Source organism: Streptomyces sp. NPDC024687, from assembly GCF_055559055.1.
The window spans coordinates 501586-521199 of record NZ_JBVHLJ010000002.1 but is presented as its reverse complement, the minus strand read 5'-3'; the positions used below and the strand labels follow the sequence as shown (position 1 = coordinate 521199).

The 19614-nt window shown below is 72.4% G+C and carries 14 protein-coding genes; 8 read left to right on the top strand and 6 right to left on the bottom strand.

Annotated features, from left to right (window positions below; translation table 11 throughout):
- Positions 1-107: 107 nt before the first annotated feature.
- Positions 108-2675 (bottom strand): CHAT domain-containing protein, encoded by a 2568-nt coding sequence (locus ACZ39I_RS08780; protein WP_467244362.1) that lies wholly within the window; start codon positions 2673-2675, stop codon positions 108-110.
- A 148-nt stretch (positions 2676-2823) separates the two neighbouring features.
- Between ACZ39I_RS08780 and ACZ39I_RS08775 the strand changes: the two genes are divergently transcribed.
- From ACZ39I_RS08775 to ACZ39I_RS08765, 3 genes are read left to right on the top strand one after another with little or no spacing between them, the layout of a single operon-like run.
- Entirely contained in the window at positions 2824-4251 is a 1428-nt protein-coding gene (locus ACZ39I_RS08775; protein ID WP_467243738.1) for a S8/S53 family peptidase, read from the top strand.
- A gap of 59 nt (positions 4252-4310) precedes the next feature.
- A complete protein-coding gene (locus ACZ39I_RS08770) occupies positions 4311-4886 on the top strand; it encodes an RNA polymerase sigma factor (protein WP_467243737.1) in 576 nt (191 codons plus the stop codon).
- A complete protein-coding gene (locus ACZ39I_RS08765) occupies positions 4883-5386 on the top strand; it encodes a hypothetical protein (protein WP_467243736.1) in 504 nt (167 codons plus the stop codon). Before ACZ39I_RS08770 ends, ACZ39I_RS08765 begins: the two co-directional genes overlap by 4 nt.
- 184 nt (positions 5387-5570) lie before the next feature.
- Here ACZ39I_RS08765 and ACZ39I_RS08760 read toward each other — a convergent pair whose 3' ends face one another.
- On the bottom strand, positions 5571-6344 hold the full coding sequence (locus tag ACZ39I_RS08760) for an N-formylglutamate amidohydrolase (protein WP_467243735.1): 774 nt from the start codon (positions 6342-6344) through the stop codon (positions 5571-5573).
- A 47-nt stretch (positions 6345-6391) separates the two neighbouring features.
- Here ACZ39I_RS08760 and ACZ39I_RS08755 point away from each other — a divergent pair, with 47 nt between their 5' ends.
- Positions 6392-6721, top strand: coding sequence for a DUF5713 family protein (locus ACZ39I_RS08755; RefSeq protein WP_467243734.1), 330 nt, complete (start codon positions 6392-6394; stop codon positions 6719-6721).
- Between the two features lie 455 nt (positions 6722-7176).
- On the opposite strand, the gene ACZ39I_RS08750 is transcribed toward ACZ39I_RS08755, so the two are convergent.
- A complete protein-coding gene (locus ACZ39I_RS08750) occupies positions 7177-9396 on the bottom strand; it encodes an NADP-dependent isocitrate dehydrogenase (protein ID WP_467243733.1) in 2220 nt (739 codons plus the stop codon).
- A 206-nt stretch (positions 9397-9602) separates the two neighbouring features.
- Between ACZ39I_RS08750 and ACZ39I_RS08745 the strand changes: the two genes are divergently transcribed.
- The gene (locus ACZ39I_RS08745) at positions 9603-11135 is read left to right on the top strand and encodes a M1 family metallopeptidase (protein ID WP_467243732.1); all 1533 of its coding nucleotides are present in this window, start codon (positions 9603-9605) and stop codon (positions 11133-11135) included.
- Positions 11136-11311: 176 nt separating this feature from the next.
- Here the strand turns inward: ACZ39I_RS08745 and ACZ39I_RS08740 are convergent, their stop codons facing one another.
- From ACZ39I_RS08740 to ACZ39I_RS08730, 3 genes are all read right to left on the bottom strand, one after another.
- Positions 11312-12397 carry a mechanosensitive ion channel family protein gene (locus ACZ39I_RS08740; RefSeq protein ID WP_467244361.1) on the bottom strand — a complete coding sequence of 362 codons (1086 nt, stop codon included), beginning with the start codon at positions 12395-12397 and terminating at the stop codon, positions 11312-11314.
- Between the two features lie 161 nt (positions 12398-12558).
- Positions 12559-14082, bottom strand: coding sequence for an amino acid permease (locus ACZ39I_RS08735; RefSeq protein ID WP_467243731.1), 1524 nt, complete (start codon positions 14080-14082; stop codon positions 12559-12561).
- A gap of 39 nt (positions 14083-14121) precedes the next feature.
- Positions 14122-15111, bottom strand: coding sequence for a hypothetical protein (locus tag ACZ39I_RS08730; RefSeq protein ID WP_467243730.1), 990 nt, complete (start codon positions 15109-15111; stop codon positions 14122-14124).
- Positions 15112-15399: 288 nt separating this feature from the next.
- On the opposite strand from ACZ39I_RS08730, the gene ACZ39I_RS08725 reads away from it, so the two are divergent.
- From ACZ39I_RS08725 to ACZ39I_RS08715, 3 genes are all read left to right on the top strand, one after another.
- The gene (locus tag ACZ39I_RS08725) at positions 15400-16839 is read left to right on the top strand and encodes an FGGY family carbohydrate kinase (protein ID WP_467243729.1); all 1440 of its coding nucleotides are present in this window, start codon (positions 15400-15402) and stop codon (positions 16837-16839) included.
- An 88-nt stretch (positions 16840-16927) separates the two neighbouring features.
- On the top strand, positions 16928-18376 hold the full coding sequence (locus tag ACZ39I_RS08720; RefSeq protein WP_467243728.1) for an FAD-dependent oxidoreductase: 1449 nt from the start codon (positions 16928-16930) through the stop codon (positions 18374-18376).
- On the top strand, positions 18373-19599 hold the full coding sequence (locus ACZ39I_RS08715) for an NAD(P)/FAD-dependent oxidoreductase (RefSeq protein ID WP_467243727.1): 1227 nt from the start codon (positions 18373-18375) through the stop codon (positions 19597-19599). Before ACZ39I_RS08720 ends, ACZ39I_RS08715 begins: the two co-directional genes overlap by 4 nt.
- Positions 19600-19614: the final 15 nt, after the last annotated feature.

Below are 19614 nucleotides of genomic sequence, written 5' to 3'. Positions count from 1 at the left end.
ACCGGGGCGGTCTGACCCCCAGTATTCGGGGGAGGGGTCAGGCCGCCCCGCACTTCACGCACCCCTTGGCACCACGCCCCCGCGGCACCTCACGCACCCCTCGGCCGTCACGCCGCCCCGAACGCCGAGAACGCCCACCCCGTCGCCTGGTGCACCGCATCCCCCGGCAGCGAGGACCGCGCGTCCCGCAGCGCCTCCGCCATGGACGCTCCCGCACTGAGCCCCTTGTGCAGCGTCAGCATCAACGGCACCACCGCCGCGTCGTTGACCGGCGCACTGCACGCGACCACCCCCGCCGTACCCAGCGGCAGCAGCGCGGTGACCAGGCCGAGCAGTTCGTCCGCGCCGACCGAGGCGAACCGGGCGGTGTCGCAGCAGGACAGGATGATCCGGTACGGGCTGCGGTCCAGGCGCTCGAAGTCGTGCACGATGAGCGGCCCGTCGGCCATCCGCAACGCCGAGAACAGCGGGCTGTCCGCACGGAAGGTGCCGTGCGCGGCGATGTGCGCCAGCGCCGCCCCGTCCAGTTCCTCCAACACCCGCGGCACGCGCGCGTCGTCGTACTCCAGGACGGTGGCGGAGCCGTAGCGCCCGGCCAGTTCGGGCACCTCGGCACCCTCGGTCGCGAGCCCCGGCCCGCGTACCAGCACCTGACGCCCGCCCGGCGGCGGCACGGTGTCCCGCGCCCGAAGCCAGCTGCTGGCCGACGGCGACACGCTGAACACCCGCTCCCGCAGCGAGGGCAGCAGCGCCCACGGCACCCGGTGCAGCCGTCCCGGCGGTACCACCACGACCGGTCCGGGGCCGAGCTGCGTCGCGGCCGGTCCGAGCAGCAGTTCCTCCAGCCGCCGACCGGCCGCCTCCACCACCGGAAGCCGGGCCTCCGCGCCCGGGTGGGCCAGCCTCCTCAGCCCCGCCTGGACATGCTCGGCCTCGCGCTCGGCGTCGGCCAGCAGTCCGCCCTCGAACCGCCGCACCCGCCCCTGCGCGCACAGCAGCACCTGAACACGCCCGTCGAGCACGGCGAGTTCGACCAGCCGTACGTCGTCACCGAGCCGTTCCAGCAGCCCGCCGGGGTCGAACCGGTAACCGTCACCGGGCGCGTCACCGCGCATATGGAGGGTCCGGGAGCGGATCTCCCGTTCCAGGCGCCGTTGTTCGCGCTCCAGCGTCGGCACCGGCCGGCCCTCCATCCGGGCCTCCTCCGCGCGTGCCGCGATCTCCCGGAAGGCGGTCAGGTCGCTGAGCAGCGCGGGGTCGGCCGGCGGGCGGGTCGGCGGCGCTGACAGGACCGTGGCCCGCCAGCGCTCGCTCCACACCAGCAGCCGCCGCGGCCCGCCCGACGTGAGCGAGGCCCGCGCCGCGAGCCCGGCGAGCTCCGCGCCCTGCGCGGTGGCCCGGGCCCGCAGCTCCGAGGCGCCCAGCGTCGTACGGTGGTCGTCGAGCACGTCCAGGCCCCGGCGGCAGGCTTCCAGGACCCCCCGGTCGGAGCCCACGGCCCGCGCCCACAGCGCCCGCGCCGCCCAGCCCGTCATCCGGGCCAGCGGCGGCCCGCCGTGCCGGCTGCGGGCGGCCACCTCCAGATGCCGCTGGGCGTCCTCCCGCCACCCCAGGCCGAGCGCGATCCGGCCCGCGAGCAGCGAGGCCTCCGGGGCGGCCGGCGCACCGAAGGAGGCCAGCCGGTCCGCCACCGCCGCCGCGTCCGCGACCAGCCGGCCCGAGCCGCGCCCGGCGGCGACCCGCGCCTCGATCAGCACCAGCCGGGCATGCGTCTCCCACCAGGTACGCCGCTGCCCCGCGAACAGTCGTACGGCCATGTCGGCCCGCGCGATCGCGGTGTGGGCGTCACCCGCGACCCGGGCCGCCCGCGCCGCGGCCAGCAGCAGCTCGGCCTTGCGGGTGGACTGCCCGCCGATCCCGTCCAGCACCCCGATCGCCGCGTCCGCCTCCGCGAGCGCCTCCGGGGCGAGCCCCGCGGCCATCAGCACCTCGCAGCGCCGGATGGTGAGCATGAACGTCGGCGTGCCGAGCTTGGCGTACCGCTCCTGCGCCTCGTCGAGCAGCCGCAGCGCGGCGGGGATGTCCCCCGACCGGTACGCGGCAAGGCCCCGGCTCTCCACCACGTCGGCCTTGTCGTGCTCCTGGCCGGTCGTGTCCCACAGTGCCTCCGCCGCCGTGAAGTCGGCGTCCGCCCGCTCCACCGCCCCGAGCGCGAGATGCACGGTGGCCCGCAGGGTCAGCGCCCGCGCCGTCCAGATCACGTCGTCGGCCTGCCGCAGCACCGGAATCGCCCGCCGTACGTCCTCCAGCGCCGCCCCGTGATGCCCGAGCACCCAGGACGCGTAGGCCCGCCGGAACAGGACACGCGCGCGTGTGTGCCCGGTGCCGACCTCGACACCCCGCTCCAGCGCCGCGAGACCCTGCCGGGTACGCCCCGCGTGCACCAGCGCCACCCCGAGCGCGGCCAGCACGTCCGCCTCCCGGTCGGCCGACTCCGCGCGCGCCGCGAGATCGCGGGCCCGGCGCAGATGGTCCAGGGCGATCCGCATGTCGCCCCAGTCCCGCTGCCAGATGCCGATCACCTGATGGGCGACGGAGGCGTGCAGCGGTGAGGGATCCGAGCCGAGTACCTCCTCTGCCCTCGCCAGCGCCTGGTTGGGCGCCGCGAACACCATCGGCAGCAGTTCGAGAACCGAGTCGCTTCCCGCTGTCACTCCATGGATGGTAGTGGCCCAGGTGGCAGGCCACACCGGTTTGGCGCTGTATCAATCACCGGCCCCGCGGCTCTGACTGACGACCGCCGCCTCAGTGGGAGGAAACGCCATGGCACCTCAGCGATTCCACGAGCAGTTCGACCAGATCCAGCGTTCCATGCCCGACGTCCCGCTGGCACTGGGGCCCGACGACGCCTCCGAGTTCATCTACGAGAAGGGCGTGGTCCTCGCCCGGGACGGCCGCGACGCGGCGCTGGTCGAGGAGACCGTGCGCACCCACTTCACCGAGGCGACCGGTCTGACCGGCGATCATGTGCGCAGGGACAGCCCCGAGACCAACCGCTCGGGCATCACCCGGATCAAGGTCGGCGACCCGGGCCACGGCGACCGGCGCGGCGACCGTGCCGTCACCCACGCCCTGCGCGCGATGGGCGAACGCGAGGGACGCGCCGGACACCGCCTGGTCAGCCGCAACCACGTCGTGTCGATCGCGGTCAACTCCTGCCCCGGCGACGAACCGGTTCCCGCCGCGCTCAGCCAGGGCACCAACCCGGCCCCCGTGGAGGCGGGTTACGACGCCGACACCGCCGTGGGCGTCCTGGTCGTCGACAACGGCCTCACCCACGACCACGCGCTCGTCCCGCTCCTCGCCCATGTCGAGGGCGACCTGCACGGCACCGAGACGGACGGGACCGGGAACCTCCTCCAGTACGTCGGCCACGGCACGTTCATCGCCGGTGTCGTCGCGGCCGTCGCGCCCAACACCGACATCACCGTCCGCAACACCCTCAACGACGCGGGTGCCATCCTGGAGTCCGAGCTCGGCGACAGGCTCTTCGAGGCGGTCGCCGACGGCTGGCCCGACATCATCAGCCTCTCCGCGGGCACCTCCAACGGCCGCACCAACGGCCTGCTCGGCATGGACGCCTTCATGCAGGAACTGCGCGCCCACGACACCCTGTTGGTCGCCGCGGCCGGCAACAACGCCAGCGCCAGCCCCTTCTGGCCCGCCGCCTACGCCTCCCTCCCCGACTACCAGGGCGTCGTCCTGTCGGTCGGGGCGCTGCGCGGCGACGGCGAGTTCGGCGCCTGCTTCAGCAACCACGGCCCCTGGGTGCAGGTCTACGCCCCCGGCGAGCGCCTCACCAGCACCCTGACCGGCTTCGACGCGCCGGTGCCGTACCTCTACCAGCACTCCACGTACGAGGCCTGCCGGTACGGCTTCACCTACGTGTGCACCTGCCAGTCGCCTTCCCACACCGGCGCGTTGAGCGAGGACGGCACCACGGCGAAGCCGGACCAGGTGATGTTCGAGGGGTACGCGCACTGGAGCGGCACCTCCTTCGCGACGCCGGTCGTGGCAGGTCTGATCGCCGCCCACATGACCGCGAACAAGGAGATGGACCCGCGCGCCGCCCGGCAGCAACTCCTTGCCACCAACACGCAGTTCGCCGAAGTGCGCGGGGCGCACGTACCGGCGCTGAGGCCGGCCGGCTGGCGTCCGGTGCCGGTCGTGCAGCGCCCGCTCGGCACATGACGGCCGGAGTGGTCCCTTCCACGGCGTACGATGACTTGCCGTACACGAGGGGTGGGACCGTGGACCGAGCAGATGTCGGTGCGCTGGTCCAGTCCGCCGTCGACGGTGACGCGGCGGCCTGGAAGGCGCTCGTGGAAGGGCTGAGCCCACTGGTGTGGGCCGTGGTGCGCGCGCACCGGCTCTCCGACGCGGACGCGCACGAGGTGTACCAGACCGTGTGGTTCCGCTTCGCCCAGCACCTCGGGCGGATCCGCGAACCCGACAAGGCCAAGTCCTGGCTGGCGAGCACCGCACGCCACGAGTGCCTGAAGGTGCTCAAGAGCTTACGGCGGCTGACCGTCACGGACGATCCGCAACTCCTGGACCGGATCAGCGACGACCGTACGCCCGAGCAGTCGTTCCTCGACTCCGAGGAGGCCGCCGCCCAGAGCGAGCGTGTCCGGTACCTGTGGCAGGAGTTCGAGGAACTCGGCGAGCGCTGCCGGGAGTTGCTGCGCATCCTGATGGCCTCGCCGAAGCCCGGCTACCAGGAGGTGTCCGCCGCTCTGGGGATCGCGGTGGGCAGCATCGGACCGCTGCGCCAGCGCTGCCTGCGGCGGCTGCGGGCGCGGCTCGAAGCACGGGGGGCGGTATGAGCGACATGCACGACGATCAGGACGATCAGGACGCAGTCTTCGACGAAGAGGCGTTGCCGGACGAGGAGTTCGCCCTCGAACTGCTGGAGGAGGAGCTCCGGCAGGCGGCGGCCATCCTGGATCCCGTGCCGCCCGCCCTGCGGCAGCTCGCCGTGGAGGCGTTCGCGCTGCACGACCTGGACAGCCGCATCGCCGAGCTCTCCTTCGACTCGGTGGTGGACGCCCTTCCGGTGCGGGGAGCGACGGGGGCGCCGCGGATGCTGACCTTCCACGCGGGCGAGGTGACGGTCGACGTCGAACTCACCCCGCAGGGCCTGATGGGGCAGGTGCTGCCGCCCCGGCCGGCCCGGATCGAGGTGCTCAGTGGCCCGCAGGCAGGCGTACCACTCACGACCGACGACATGGGCCGCTTCACCTGTGAGGCGTCCCCCGCAGGCCCCTTCGCACTCCGGCTGCGAACCGACGAGGGAGTGATCGTCACCGACTGGGTGACGGTCTGAAGCCAGTGGTGCAGGCCGTCGCCGACGTCCGGCGCATCTGCTCCGCGAGCACCGGGCCGGCTCGGTCCCGGCCAGGTCGAGCTGGGGCCACTGCCGCACCGGCGGCGGCCCTGCTCTGTCGGCGTGCCGCGCCCCCGCCGTGTGTCTCGCGGAAGCGCTCCAGCCGGAGGTCAGTCGGCGGACGTCAGTCCACGGCATCCACGAGAGCGGCGAGTGCCTGTGCGAGCCGGTGGAGTCCCGGCCCGGTGGGTCCGCCCGGTTCCGTCATGTACGTGTCCCGCCGGATCTCCACCATCAGGGCGCTCACCCGGGGATCGCGGCCGTAGAACTCCAGCGGCACGTACGTCCCACTGAACGGACTGTCCAACCCGACCTCCCCGAACGCCTTCCGGGCCGCGGCGAGCAGTTCGGGCGGCGTGTGGAAGGGATCGGTGCCGAGACAGACCGGCGGCCGGGGCCCCTCACCGTGCAGTTCGTAGGGCAGCGGCGCGCTGGGATAGGAGTGCACGTCGATGATGACGGCCCGCCCCGTGACGTCCAGCCGCTCAGCCACGGCTTCGGTCATGGCACGGGCGTACGGCCGGAAGTAGCGCGCGATGAGCGGCTCGGGGTCGGTGTCCGCGGGCCGCAGTTCCTCCCGGTGTGTGGTCCGCGTGTAGACGGCCCCCATGCCCACGGCGAGCATCTCCTCCCGCTCGTCCGGAAACCGCTCGGGATCGACGACCAGCCGCGAGAGCCGGTTCACGAACCGCCACGGCGTTGTCCGCACCAGTCCGGCCGCCATCTCGGCGAGCTCCGCCGTGTGCGCGTCGACGATGTGATCGAGCTCCCGCTCCAACGCGAGGTCGTCCAGCACGATCCCGTCCCGGACCTCGGCCGGGATCTCCCGCGCGGAGTGCGGCACATGGAGGATCACCGGCGACCGCTCGGCACCGGGCAACAGGTCGAACGAGGGCATACGGCTGCTCCGGGGGCGTTGTCAGTGGCGTGGTGCACCATCTCAGCATGAACATCGGCAACCAGCGGGTGATCGCCCACTCGTTCCTCGAGGCGCTCCACCGCGACGGCTACTACCCCGACCGCGCGGTGGACCGGGGCAAGGAGATCCTGCTGCGGCTGTGCGAGCGGATCGAGACGGACCGACCCGCCGACCTGCCCGCGCTGTACGTGCTGGCCCAGGCGGCCACCGAGGAGTTCAACGACCTGCAGGACGACGACTTCGACATCGAGACCGTGGCCCGCGAGGAGATAGCCGAGGAGTTCTGGTTCATCGCACGGACCTACGGCTTCGAGGACGCGGACGTGGAGGAGCTGATCGGCACGCGAGACTGGTGAGCCGCGGCGCACACGGCCGATCTCCGGTCCGCGGCGCACGCGGCTGGTCGCCTGGGTCCGCGACGCGCGCGGCCGACACCCCGGGTCTGCGGTGCGTGGCTGACCTTCCCGGTCTGCCGCGGATGGCCGGTGGCCCCGGGTCGGCCGCGCGCGGCTGGTTTGCCCGGGTTGGTGGCGCGCACGGTTCGCCGCGTGCACGGTCGGTCCCCGGGGCAGACCCCCGCGGCTCGGCCGGCGGACCCTCGGCTGCAGCCCCGCCGCCTCAGCCCCGGCGGCCTCCAGCGGCCCACGCCGTCGCGGCTCGCACCTCGCCCCTCCCGCCTCCCCCCCAAGGCCGACCGCCGCGCCCACGCGATTCCCCCGGACGCGGTCCCACGCGCGATACACCCCCCGGAAACGCCCCCGCCCCGGCCGGGCAGAAGCCGGCCGGGGCGGGGTCACCGAGGGAGCGGGTGTCAGCTCAGGGACGCCAGCGTGTCGTTCCACGTCGGCGACGGGCGCATGATCTTCGCGGCCTTGGCCGGGTCGGGCTGGTAGTAGCCGCCGATGTCGGCCGGGTTGCCCTGGACGGCGTTCAGTTCCTCGACGATCTTCTGCTCGTTCGCGGCGAGCTTCTCGGCGAGCGAGGCGAAGGCCTTGGCCAGGTCCGCGTCGTCGGTCTGCGCGGCCAGCTCCTGGGCCCAGTACAGGGACAGGTAGAAGTGGCTGCCGCGGTTGTCGATGCCGCCGACGCGACGGGTCGGGGACTTGTCCTCGTTGAGGAAGGTCGCCGTGGCGCGGTCGAGGGTGTCGGCGAGGACCTTCGCACGCGAGTTGCCCGTGAAGTCGGCGTACTGCTCCAGGGAGGGGACCAGCGCGAAGAACTCACCGAGGGAGTCCCAGCGCAGGTAGTTCTCCTTGACCAGCTGCTGGACGTGCTTCGGGGCGGAACCGCCGGCGCCCGTCTCGAACAGGCCGCCGCCCGCCATCAGCGGGACGACCGACAGCATCTTGGCGCTGGTGCCCAGCTCCAGGATCGGGAAGAGGTCGGTCAGGTAGTCACGCAGGACGTTGCCGGTCACCGAGATGGTGTCCTCGCCGCGGCGGATGCGCTCCACCGACAGCTTGGTCGCCTCGACCGGGTTCAGGATCCGGATGTCCAGGCCCTCGGTGTCGTGCTCCGCCAGGTAGGCGGTGACCTTGGCGATCAGGTTGGCGTCGTGCGCGCGGGTCTCGTCCAGCCAGAACACGGCCGGGTTGCCGGTGGCGCGGGCGCGAGTGACGGCCAGCTTGACCCAGTCCCGGATCGGCGCGTCCTTGGTCTGGCAGGCGCGGAAGATGTCACCGGCGGAGACCGCCTGCTCGATCACCACGTTGCCGGCCTGGTCGACGAGACGGACCGTGCCGGTGGCCGGGATCTCGAAGGTCTTGTCGTGGGAGCCGTACTCCTCGGCCTTCTGCGCCATGAGGCCGACGTTCGGCACCGAGCCCATGGTCGACGGGTCGTAGGCGCCGTTGGCACGGCAGTCGTCGATCACGGCCTGGTAGACACCGGCGTACGACGAGTCCGGCAGCACCGCGAGGGTGTCGGCCTCCTCGCCGTCCGGGCCCCACATGTGACCGGAGGTGCGGATCATGGCCGGCATCGAGGCGTCCACGATCACGTCGGACGGCACGTGCAGGTTGGTGATGCCCTTGTCGGAGTCGACCATCGCGAGGGCCGGGCCCTCGGCGAGCTCGGCGTCGAAGGACGCCTTGATCTCGGCGCCCTCGGGCAGGGACTCCAGGCCCTTGTAGATGCCGCCCAGACCGTCGTTCGGGGTCAGGCCGGCCGCGGCGAGCGTCTGGCCGTACTGCGCGAAGGTCTTCGGGAAGAACGCGCGCACCACGTGACCGAAGATGATCGGGTCGGAGACCTTCATCATCGTGGCCTTCAGGTGCACGGAGAACAGCACGTCCTCGGCCTTGGCGCGGGCGATCTGCGCGGTGAGGAACTCCCGCAGCTGGGCCACGTGCAGCACCGAGGCGTCGACGACCTCGCCCTCGAGGACCGGTACCGACTCGCGCAGCACCGTGGTGGAGCCGTCGTCGCCGACCAGTTCGATCTTCAGCGAGCCGGCCTCGGAGATCACGACGGACTTCTCGGTGGAGCGGAAGTCGTCCACGCCCATCGTCGCCACGTTGGTCTTGGACTCCGACGACCAGGCGCCCATGCGGTGCGGGTGGTTCTTGGCGTAGTTCTTGACCGAGGCGGGGGCGCGGCGGTCGGAGTTGCCCTCACGCAGGACCGGGTTCACGGCGGAGCCCTTGACCTTGTCGTAGCGGGCCTGGATGTCCCGCTCCTCGTCGGTCTTCGGGTCGTCCGGGTAGTCCGGCAGCGCGTAGCCCTGCGCCTGCAGCTCGGCGACGGCGGCCTTGAGCTGCGGGATCGACGCCGAGATGTTCGGCAGCTTGATGATGTTGGCCTCGGGCGTCTTGGCCAGTTCGCCCAGCTCGTGCAGGGCGTCCGGGATCCGCTGGTCCTCGGTCAGGTACTCCGGGAACACGGCGATGATGCGCCCGGCCAGCGAGATGTCCCGCGTCTCCACGGAGACACCCGCCTGCGAGGCGTACGCCTGGACCACCGGCAAGAAGGAATACGTCGCCAGGGCCGGGGCCTCGTCAGTGTGCGTATAGATGATGGTCGAGTCAGTCACCGGGTGCTCCGCTCCACGTCTGCAACATTGCTCGACATCAAGATATCTCGTGACCGACCCGGGCTCGACAGCGGTCCTCGCCCAGTTCCGAAGATCTCGTGTCTCCTCCGGTGCAACCAAGGCGTCTGATCTTGTGGTCATGCACGGTGATCACACTCATCCGACGGCCGGACCCGACCAGCCGGCCGCCCGAGGGAAAGCAGACCATGAGATATCGCACCAGAGTGACGGCCCCGGCAGCGCTGTTCGGCACCGTGGCGGCTCTGTCCGTTGCCGCCCCGGCGCACGCCGACCCGGAGACCGCCACCCCTGGCCCGGAGACCCTCGGGGACCCGGTCTTCCCGAGCCTCGGCAACGACGGCTACCGCGTCTCGTCGTACCACCTCGACCTCGCGTACGTCGCCACGACCCGGCTCGTCGACGCGACGGCGACCCTGACGCTCACCACCACCCAGGAGCTGAGCCGCCTCTCCCTGGACGCGCTCGGCCTCGACGTGCACGAGGTGCTGCTCGACGGCGTCCGGGCCGACCGGGAGCAGGCCGGCGAGAAGCTGCGCATCACCCCGGCCGCCCCGCTGGCCGCGGGGTCCACGGCTACCGTCACCGTGACCTACACGGCGGACCCGCGTGCCGTCCTCAGCCCCACCGCCTGGGTGCCCACGCCGGACGGCTTCGCGATCTGCCCCCAGCCCAACGCGGCGCACACCGTCTTCCCGTGCAACGACCACCCCTCGGACAAGGCGGACTTCACCTTCCGCGTCACCGTCCCGGCCGGTCTCAAGGGCGTCGCCAGCGGCCGGCTGGTGAGCACCGAGGACCTCGGCGACGGCCGGACCGCGTACTGCTACCGGTCCCGGGAGCCGATGGCCACGGAGCTCGTGCAGATCACGGTCGGCGACTACGTGGTCAAGGAACGGCAGGGCCCGCACGGACTCCCGCTCAGGGACATAGTCCCGACGGCCCGGGCCACCGCCCTGGAGCCCGCGCTCGCCCTCACCCCGAACCTGGTGAGCTGGATCGAGCAGCGGCTCGGGGCGTTCCCGTTCGAGACGTACGGCCTGCTGCCGTGCAACAACGACGCCTCCAACGCCTTCGACTTCACCGGCCTGGAGACCCAGACCCTCACCCTGTACAAGCCGAACTACCTGCTCCAGGCGGAGAAGAGCATCGGCTCGCACATGATGCACGAGCTGGTCCACTCCTACTTCGGCAACAGCGTGAGCCCCGCCACCTGGGCCGACCTGTGGCTCAACGAGGGACACGCCGACTTCTACGGGCTGCTGTACCGCTACGAGCGCGGCTGGACCGACTCCCTCGGCCTGACCACCATGGAAGCCCGCATGAAGGACACGTACGCGCGCGGCGACCAGTGGCGCAAGTCCTCGGGCCCCGTCGCCGCCCCGAGCGAGGCCAACCTCTTCGACAGCCAGCGCTACCTGGGCGGCGTCCTCGTCCTGTACGCGCTGCGCCAGCAGGTCGGTGAGAGCGTCTTCAGCGCGATCGAGTCGACGTTCCTGGAGCGCTTCCGCAACGCCTCGGCGTCGACCGAGGACTACATCGCTGTCGCCTCGGAGGTCTCCGGCACCGACCAGTCCGGTTTCCTGCGGGACTGGCTGTACGGCACCAGGACACCGAGGATGCCCGGTCACCGGGACTGGACGGTGACGCCGGTCACCTCCGCCCTGCGGCAGCCGCAGAACCGGCCGAGCGCCCCGCACGACAACTCGGCCACCCTGTAGCCGACCACGACGGGGCCGGTGCTCCCGATCAGCCCGGACGGCCCGCGCAGCCACGGCTTCGCGGTGCCGCGGTCGAGAGCCCGGTCCCGGCCGCGCGGGGCACCCCGAGCGTCGCCCCTGCACGGGCCGGACCGAGTGCGCCGTTCCTCGAGGCCGGTCCGGTACGACGGGCTGACCTAGTCGAGCCGGGCGGAGGACACCTCGCCCGGCTCGATCACGGGCTGCCCGCCGCGCTGGTGCGGAATGGACACCGAGCCCTGCTGGAGGGCAACGGTCCGCGTCGGCGCCGGGATCCGGATGCCCTCCGCGCGGTAGCGCTTGTGCAGCTCCTTGATGAACTCGTGCTTGATGCGGAACTGGTCGCTGAACTCGCCGACGCCCAGGATGACGGTGAAGCCGATCCGGGAGTCGCCGAAGGTGTGGAAGCGGACCAGCGGTTCGTGCTCGGGGAGGGCGCCCTCGACCCGGGTCATGACCTCGGTGACGACCTCGCAGGTGACCCGCTCGACGTGGTCCAGATCGCTGTCGTACGCCACCCCGACCTGGACCAGGATCGTCAACTGCTGCTCGGGACGCATGAAGTTGGTCATGTTCGTCTTGGCGAGTTCGCCGTTGGGGACGACGATCAGGTTGTTGGAGAGCGCGCGGACGGTCGTCTGGCGCCAGTTGATGTCCTCGACATAGCCCTCCTCGCCGCTGGCCAGCCGGATGTAGTCGCCGGGCTGGACCGTCTTGGAGGCGAGGATGTGGATGCCCGCGAAGAGGTTGGCGAGGGTGTCCTGGAGGGCGAGCGCGACCGCGAGACCGCCGACGCCGAGGGCGGTGAGCATCGGCGCTATGGAGATGCCGAGGGTCTGCAGCACGACCAGGAAACCGATCGCCAGGACCAGCACCCGGGTGATGTTGACGAAGATCGTGGCCGAACCGGCGACCCCGGAGCGGGACGTGGTGACCGTGCGCACGAGCCCCGCGACCAGCCGGGCCGCCGCCACCGTGACGACGAAGATCAGCAGCACGGTGAGCACCTGGTTGACCGTGCGCTGGACGCCCTTGGTCAGCGGCAGCGCCGCCGCGGCGACGGCGATGCCGCCCGCGATCGCCGCCGAGGGCACCACGGTCCGCAGCGCGGCCACGAGGACGTCGTCGCCGCCCCACTTGGTGCGGTCCGCGTGCTTGCCCAGCCACTTGAGCAGCATGCGCAGCAGGAAAGCCGCCACCAGGCCCGCGACCACGGCGATGCCGGCGCCGAGCATGTCGTCCATGGTGAGATCCCGTTGAAATGCCGTCACGTTGCCACCTGTTCGAAAATTGCGGGAAGTGCGATCGCGTCGGCCGTGTGAAGGTTCCGTGGCCGACGCGACCGCTCATCCTGCCGTATCCGGCACGGCAGTTCGTACCTGGCCCGACGCCGGATCGCCGGGTTTCAGACGATCCCCTCGGAGAGTTCGGCCTGCTCGCGGTCCGAGTACGCGGCCGTCGTGGGCGTTCCGTACGACCGCCGGGCCACGAACCACCACACCGTGGCGAGAAGCAGGACGACGGCCAGGGCCACGGAGGCGTAGTTCATCGTGTCCACCGTCACCGGCGAGGACTGCGGCAGGCAGAACAGCACCGTCACACAGGCCACCCACACCACGGCCGTCCATCCAATGGGCTTGCTCCACCTGCCCAGGCTCCACGGACCCGGCTGAAAACGGCTCCCCGCGCGCAGCCGCAGGAACACCGGGATGGCGTACGCGGGTGTGATGCCGATGACGTTGATCGCGGTCACCGCGCCGTACGCGGTCGCCGAGTACAGCGAGGGCAGCGCGAGCACTCCGGCGACCACGACCGACAGCCACACGGCCGCGACCGGCGTCTGGGTGCGGGCGCTGACCTTCCGCCAGAGCGCCGAGCCCGGCAGGGCCTTGTCCCGGCTGAACGCGAACACCATCCGGCTGGCCGCGGCCACCTCGGCGTTGCCGCAGAACAGCTGCGCCACGACCACCACGACGAGCAGCGCGCTCGCCCCGTCCGTGCCGAGACCGTCGAGCAGGATCTGGGCCGGCGGCACCCCGGTCGCGGTGGCCCGCGTGGCGTCGTAGTCCTGGATCGCGAAGGTGAGCCCCGCGAGCAGCACGAACCCGGCGATCCACGACACCCAGATCGCCCGCACGATGCCCTTGGCCGCCGACACCGAGGCGTTGGAGGTCTCCTCGGACAGATGGGCCGAGGCGTCGTAGCCGGAGAACGTGTACTGCGCGAGCAGCAGGCCGATCGCGGCCACGTAGACGGGGTTGTGCCAGCCGGTGTCGTTGACGAACTCCGTGAACACGAAGGACGGCGACCGGTGGCTGTCCGGGACGATCCACAGGGCGCCGACGATCACCGCCACACCGGCCAGGTGCCACCACACACTGATCGAGTTGAGCACGGAGACCAGCCGTACGCCGAACAGGTTCAGTACGGCGTGCAGTAAGAGGATCGCCGCGAAGATCAGCATGGTCCTGCCCGGAGTCGGCTCGAAGCCCCACTGGAGGTTGGCGAACGCGCCCGCGAACAGGGCGGCGCCGTAGTCGATCCCGGCGATCGCGCCGAGCAGCCCGAGCAGGTTCAGCCAGCCCGTGTACCAGCCCCAGCGGCGTCCGCCGAGCCGGTCCGCCATGTAGTAGAGGGCACCGGACGTCGGATACGCGCTGGTGACCTCGGCCAGCGCGAGTCCCACGCACAGCACGAACAGCCCGACGCCCGCCCAGCCCCACAGCATCACCGCGGGCCCGCCCGCTCCCATGCCGAAGCCGTACAGGGTCATGCAGCCGGACAGGATCGAGATCACCGAGAAGCTGATCGCGAAGTTGCCGAAGCCGCCCATGCGCCGGGCCAGCACGGGCCGGTAGCCGAGTTCCCGCAGCCGCTGTTCCTCGTCGGGCTGCGGGACGTGCGGGGATATCGATGGTTCGTACGCCATACGGAGACCTCCGATGAAGGGGCGGGAGTGGTACGGGTGTCAGGGGCCGTGCGTCGCGGACCGGCTGCGCGCCCGCGCCCGGAGGAAGACCTGCCCGCCCTGCCCTCGCTCGCTTCCCGCGTCGGCGCGGTAGGACCACGGCAGGGGCGTGTAGTACGGGCCGAGCGCGTCGAACACCTCGTTCGCCTCCTCGAACCGCAGCGCCCCCCACAGGGCGTGGGCGAGATGGTTGAGGTCGAGCGGGGTGCGCTCCTCGGCGGGAGCCCGGGCGAACCAGGCGTCATAGGCCCGGCCCGCCTCCCGGACGGCGTCCTCGGCCACCCAGTGCAGGTCGAGCGCGGCACTGTGGGAGGCCTCGCGCCGGTACCGCTCGACCCGCACGTACAGCGGGAGTACGTGCAGTGCGGACCCGGGCGGGGCGGACTCGGCGGCCCAGTGCGCATGGCCGACCGCTTCCGCCAGCCGCTCCGAGGACGCCTGCGCGTACAGGAACTGGAGCATGCGGTGGTGGGCCTCGCGGTTGTACGGGTCCCGCCTGTCGGCCTCGGCCAGCAGCCCCCAGGGCCCCGGCGGCAGCATCGGCGCCGGCGGCTTCGCCCGGTGCTCCTCCCACAGCCGCCGGTGGTCCAGTTGCGCCAGGGCCAGCAGACACACCCAGGGCACCGGGTCGTGGGCCGCGACCCGGGCGGCGGTCCGGCTGACGTCCCAGGCCTCGATCCACAGTTCGTGCGTACGGCGGTGCCGCTCGCGCCGGGCCCGCAGCGCGCGCTCCACGGCGACCCGGGCCCGCATCACCGTGGCCGGCACGCTGCCGGGCTCCTCCGCGAGCCAGGTCCGCACCACGTCGGTGCCCGCGGCCGCGGCGGCCAGCACCTGGGTGCGCTGGGTCCACTGCCACCAGGCGGTGGTCCGCTCCAGCAGGGTGCGCATCGACATCCAGCGCCCGGCGCGGACCTCCTGGAGGGCCGCGCGCAGTTCCGGATCGTGGCCGGCGGGGTCGAAGACGGGGCGTGCTCCTTCTCTGGCCATCACCTGCCCGCCCCGGGCGCGGGACCGGGCAGGACGGCAGGGTGGAGTAACAACAGCCCTCCTCGGGGCGGCGGTTGAGGAGATCGCGGGTGGTCGGCGGTCACTATAGGGGCGGAGAATCGCAGGCACACCACCTTCCCGATCGTTGAGAACTTCTTTTCACAAAAGGGAAGTTGACTGGTGATCGGCCAGTCAAGGCGGCCGAGTAACCGCTGGTGGGGGGCCGCTTGACGCGGCACGGACGACGACGGCAGGCTGTCGGACCGTGATCACCAGGGGAGGGACGTGATGACCGGTCCGGTGCTTGCCGTCGACCAGGGCACCTCCGGCACCAAGGCCCTGGTGATCTGCCCCGAACGCGGTGTCATCGGCACCGGGTTCGCCGAGGTGCGGCCCCGCCACCGGCCCGGCGGACTGGTCGAGGTCGACCCCGCGCGGCTGTACGACTCGGTGATCGAGGCGGGCACGCGGGCGGTGGCCGAGGCGGGCGAGTCCGTGGTCGCGCTGGGCCTCGCCAACCAGGGCGAGACCGTGCTCGCCTGGGACCCGGCGACGGGCCGGCCGCTCACCGACGCGCTCGTGTGGCAGGACCGCCGGGCACAGAGCGTGTGCACCGAACTCCGTCCGCACGCGGAGGAGTTACGGGCCCTGACGGGTCTCCCGCTGGACCCGTACTTCGCCGCGCCCAAGATGGCCTGGATACGACGGCACCACACCCGCGAGGGAGTCGTCACCACCAGTGACGCCTGGCTGGTCCACCGGCTCACCGGTGCCTTCGTCACGGACGCCGCCACCGCCGGGCGCACCCAGCTCCTCGACCTCGATCGTGTGCGCTGGTCGCGGCGTGCCCTCGACCTGTACGGCCTCGCGGACGAACGGCTCCCCGAGGTCGTCGGCAACGCCCAACTGGTCGGTGCGACCAGGGCGTTCGGCCCGGAGATCCCGCTCACCGGGCTGGCCGTCGACCAGCAGGCCGCCCTGCTCGCCCAGCGCGTCACGGCCCCCGGCGGCGCCAAGTGCACCTACGGGACGGGTGCGTTCCTGCTCGCGCACACCGGGTCCGTGCCCCGGCGTGGTGACGCGGGACTGGTCAGTTGTGTGGCCTGGCAGCTCGGCGGGCGGACCAGCTACTGTCTCGACGGCCAGGTGTACACGGCCGCGTCCGCGGTCCGCTGGCTCACCGACCTGGGCGTCATCGAGGGCGCCGCCGACCTCGACGCGGTGGGCGGCACGGTGCCCGACAGCGGCGGGGTCACCTTCGTCCCGGCCCTCGCCGGGCTCGCGGCCCCCTGGTGGCGGGGTGACCTGCGGGGCTCCCTCACGGGCCTGGGCCTCGACACCGGCCCCGGGCATCTGGTGCGAGCGCTCTGCGACGGCCTGGCCGCACAGGTCGTCCTGCTCGCCGAGGCAGCCGCCACGGATCTCGGCTCGCCCCTGGACGTCCTGCGCGTCGACGGCGGCCTCACCCGCTCCGCCCTCCTCATGCAGACCCAGGCCGACCTGCTGCAACGCCCCGTGGAGGTGTCGGCACTGCCGGACGCGACCGCGCTGGGCGTGGGCACGCTGGCGCGGCTCGGCGCGGAACGCGGCCTCGAGGTGGCCGACGCGCTGCCGCACTGGAAGCCGGCCGCCGTGTACGAGCCGCGGATCTCGGCCCAGGAGGCGGGGGAGCGCATGGGCAGGTTCCAGGCCGCGGTCGACATGCTGCTCCGGGAGGCGGACGGATGAGAGGGCGGACGTCGGGCACGGTTGGTCGGCGGCGCCGTCGTGGCGGGTCGCGCAATTCCCTGCGCCCCTTCCTGGCCGGCGGACGCGCATGACGGGCCGTGCGCACGGCGCCGTCACCCGCCGGGGTCCCCTGCCCACACCGCCGTACGACATCACCGTCGTCGGCGCCGGAGTGGTCGGTACGGCGATCGCCCGCTCCCTCGCCCGCCAGCCCCACCTCCACGTCGCCCTCGTGGAAGCACAGGACGACGTCGGCCAGGGCACCTCGAAGGCCAACACCGCGATCCTGCACACCGGTTTCGACGCCACCCCCGGCACGCTGGAGGCACGCCTGGTCCGGGAGGGTTCACGACTGCTCGCCGCCTACGCGGCAGCGTCCGGCATCCCCGTCGAACCCGTCGGCGCCCTCCTCGTCGCCTGGGACGAGCAGCAACTCGCCGCCCTGCCGCGCCTCGCCGAGAAGGCCGAGCGCAACGACTGCCACGACACCCGCCTGATCGGCCCCGAGGAGCTCTACGACCGTGAGCCGCACCTCGGTCCCGGCGCCCTCGGCGCCCTGCACGTCCCCAGCGAGAGCATCGTCTGCCCCTGGACGACGACCCTGGCGTACGCCACCCAGGCCGTCCGGCACGGAGTCGACCTCCACCTCAACACCCGTGTGGAACAGGTGAGTCGCCCGGACGGCACGCACCACCTGACGACGTCCCGGGGCACCCTGCGCACCCGTTGGCTCGTCAACGCCGCCGGTCTGCACGCCGACACCCTCGACCGGGCCCTCGGCCACGACGACTTCACCGTCACTCCGCGTCGTGGCCAGCTCCTCGTCTTCGACAAGTTCGCCCGCGACCTCGTGCGGCACATCCTCCTGCCCGTCCCCACCGCCCTCGGCAAGGGCGTGCTGGTCGCCCCCACCGTGTACGGCAACGTCCTGCTCGGCCCCACCGCCGAGGACCTGGACGACAAGCGGGCCACCGGCTCCACCGCCGACGGTCTGGAAGGGCTGCGCGACAAGGGCCGCCGCATCCTCCCCGGCCTGCTCGACGAGGAGGTCACCGCCGTCTACGCGGGCCTGCGCGCCGCCACCGAGCACGAGGACTACCGCATCTCGGCCCACCCCGAACAGGCGTACGTCACCGTCGGCGGCATCCGCTCGACCGGACTGACCGCCTCGCTCGCCATCGCCGCACACGTGAGGGACCTGCTCGCCGACACCGGCCTCGACCTCGGCCCCGCCGAGGAACTGGAACCGGTGCACATGCCCAACCTCGGCGAGATGTTCCCGCGCCCCTACCAGCGGCCCGAACTCGTCGCCGCCGACGCGGAGTACGGCACCCTCGTCTGCCACTGCGAACGTGTCACCCGCGGCGAGATCCGCGACGCCCTCACCACCACGATCCCCCCGACCACCCTCGATGGCCTGCGCCGCCGGACCCGGGCCCGAGCGGGGCGCTGCCAGGGCTTCTACTGCGGGGCGGCGGTACGGGAGTTGTTCGAGAGGGCCCAGCCCCCGGCGCCGTCCGAGAAGGCCCGCCCATGACCGCCGTACGCCAGGTCGACGTCCTGATCGTCGGTGCTGGCCCAGGCGGGCTCGCGGCCGCCGCCCGCCTGGCCGCCGCCCGAGTGGGGCGGGTCGAGGTCCTGGAGCGTGAACAACAGGCCGGGGGAGTGCCGCGGCACTGTGCCCACGGCGGCTACGGCAGCCGGCTGCGCCCCCTGACCGGTCCCGCCTACGCCCGACTCCTCGTCACCGCCGCCGAGGGCGCCGGAGCCGTCGTACGTACCGGCGTCACCGCCCTCGACTGGGCCGGTCCGCTGGCGCTGCGCACCGTCGGACCGCGCGGCCACGAGACGATCCGGGCACGGGCGGTCGTCCTGGCCACCGGCGCCCGGGAACGCCCGCGCTCCGCACGGCTGGTCCCCGGCACCCGCCCGGCCGGCGTTCTCACCACGGGCGAACTCCAACAGGCCGTGCACCTCCACGGGCAGCGCATCGGCGAGCGCGCGGTCGTGGTCGGCGCCGAGGACGTCTCCTACGCGGCCGCCGGCACCGTACGGGCCGCCGGAGCGGTGGTCGTCGCCCTGGTCACCGAGGGGTCGCGTGCACAGACCACGCCCTCCCGCGCCGCCGACGCCCGTCTCCGGCAAGGCATTCCGCTCCTGACCGGCACCACGGTCACCGAACTCCTCGGACACGGAAGGCTGTCGGGCGTCCGCGTACGGCACCGGGACGGCAGGACGGCCGTACTGCTCTGTGACACGGTGGTGTTCACCGGCGACTTCGTGCCCGAACACGAACTTGCCCGGCGCGGCGGCCTGATTCTGGACGGCGGCACCCGAGGTCCGGCCGTCGACGGGTCGCTGCGCACCTCACGGCCCGGCGTGTTCGCGGTCGGCAGTGTGCTGCACCCCGTGGAGAGCGCGGCGACCGCGGCCCGCGAGGGGGCACACGTGGCCGGCGCCGTTCTGCAGGCCCTTGCCGGAGCCGAACCCTCCGACGGTGTCCCCCTGCTGGTGGACCCACCCCTGCGCTGGATCGCCCCGAACCGCGTCACCCCGGCCGACCGCGGACTGCCGTACCTCCTGCGCACGACGGCCCCGCTGTACCGCCCGCTGCTCCACGTCACCCAGGACGGCCGCACGCTGCACCGCCAAGGCCTTCTCAGGGCGCTTCCGCACCGGACCCTCACCCTCGGCGCGCGCTGGACACACCGCGTCGACCCCGAGGGCGGCCCCGTACGAGTACGGCTCACGGGCTGGTGAACGACCCCGCGGCCG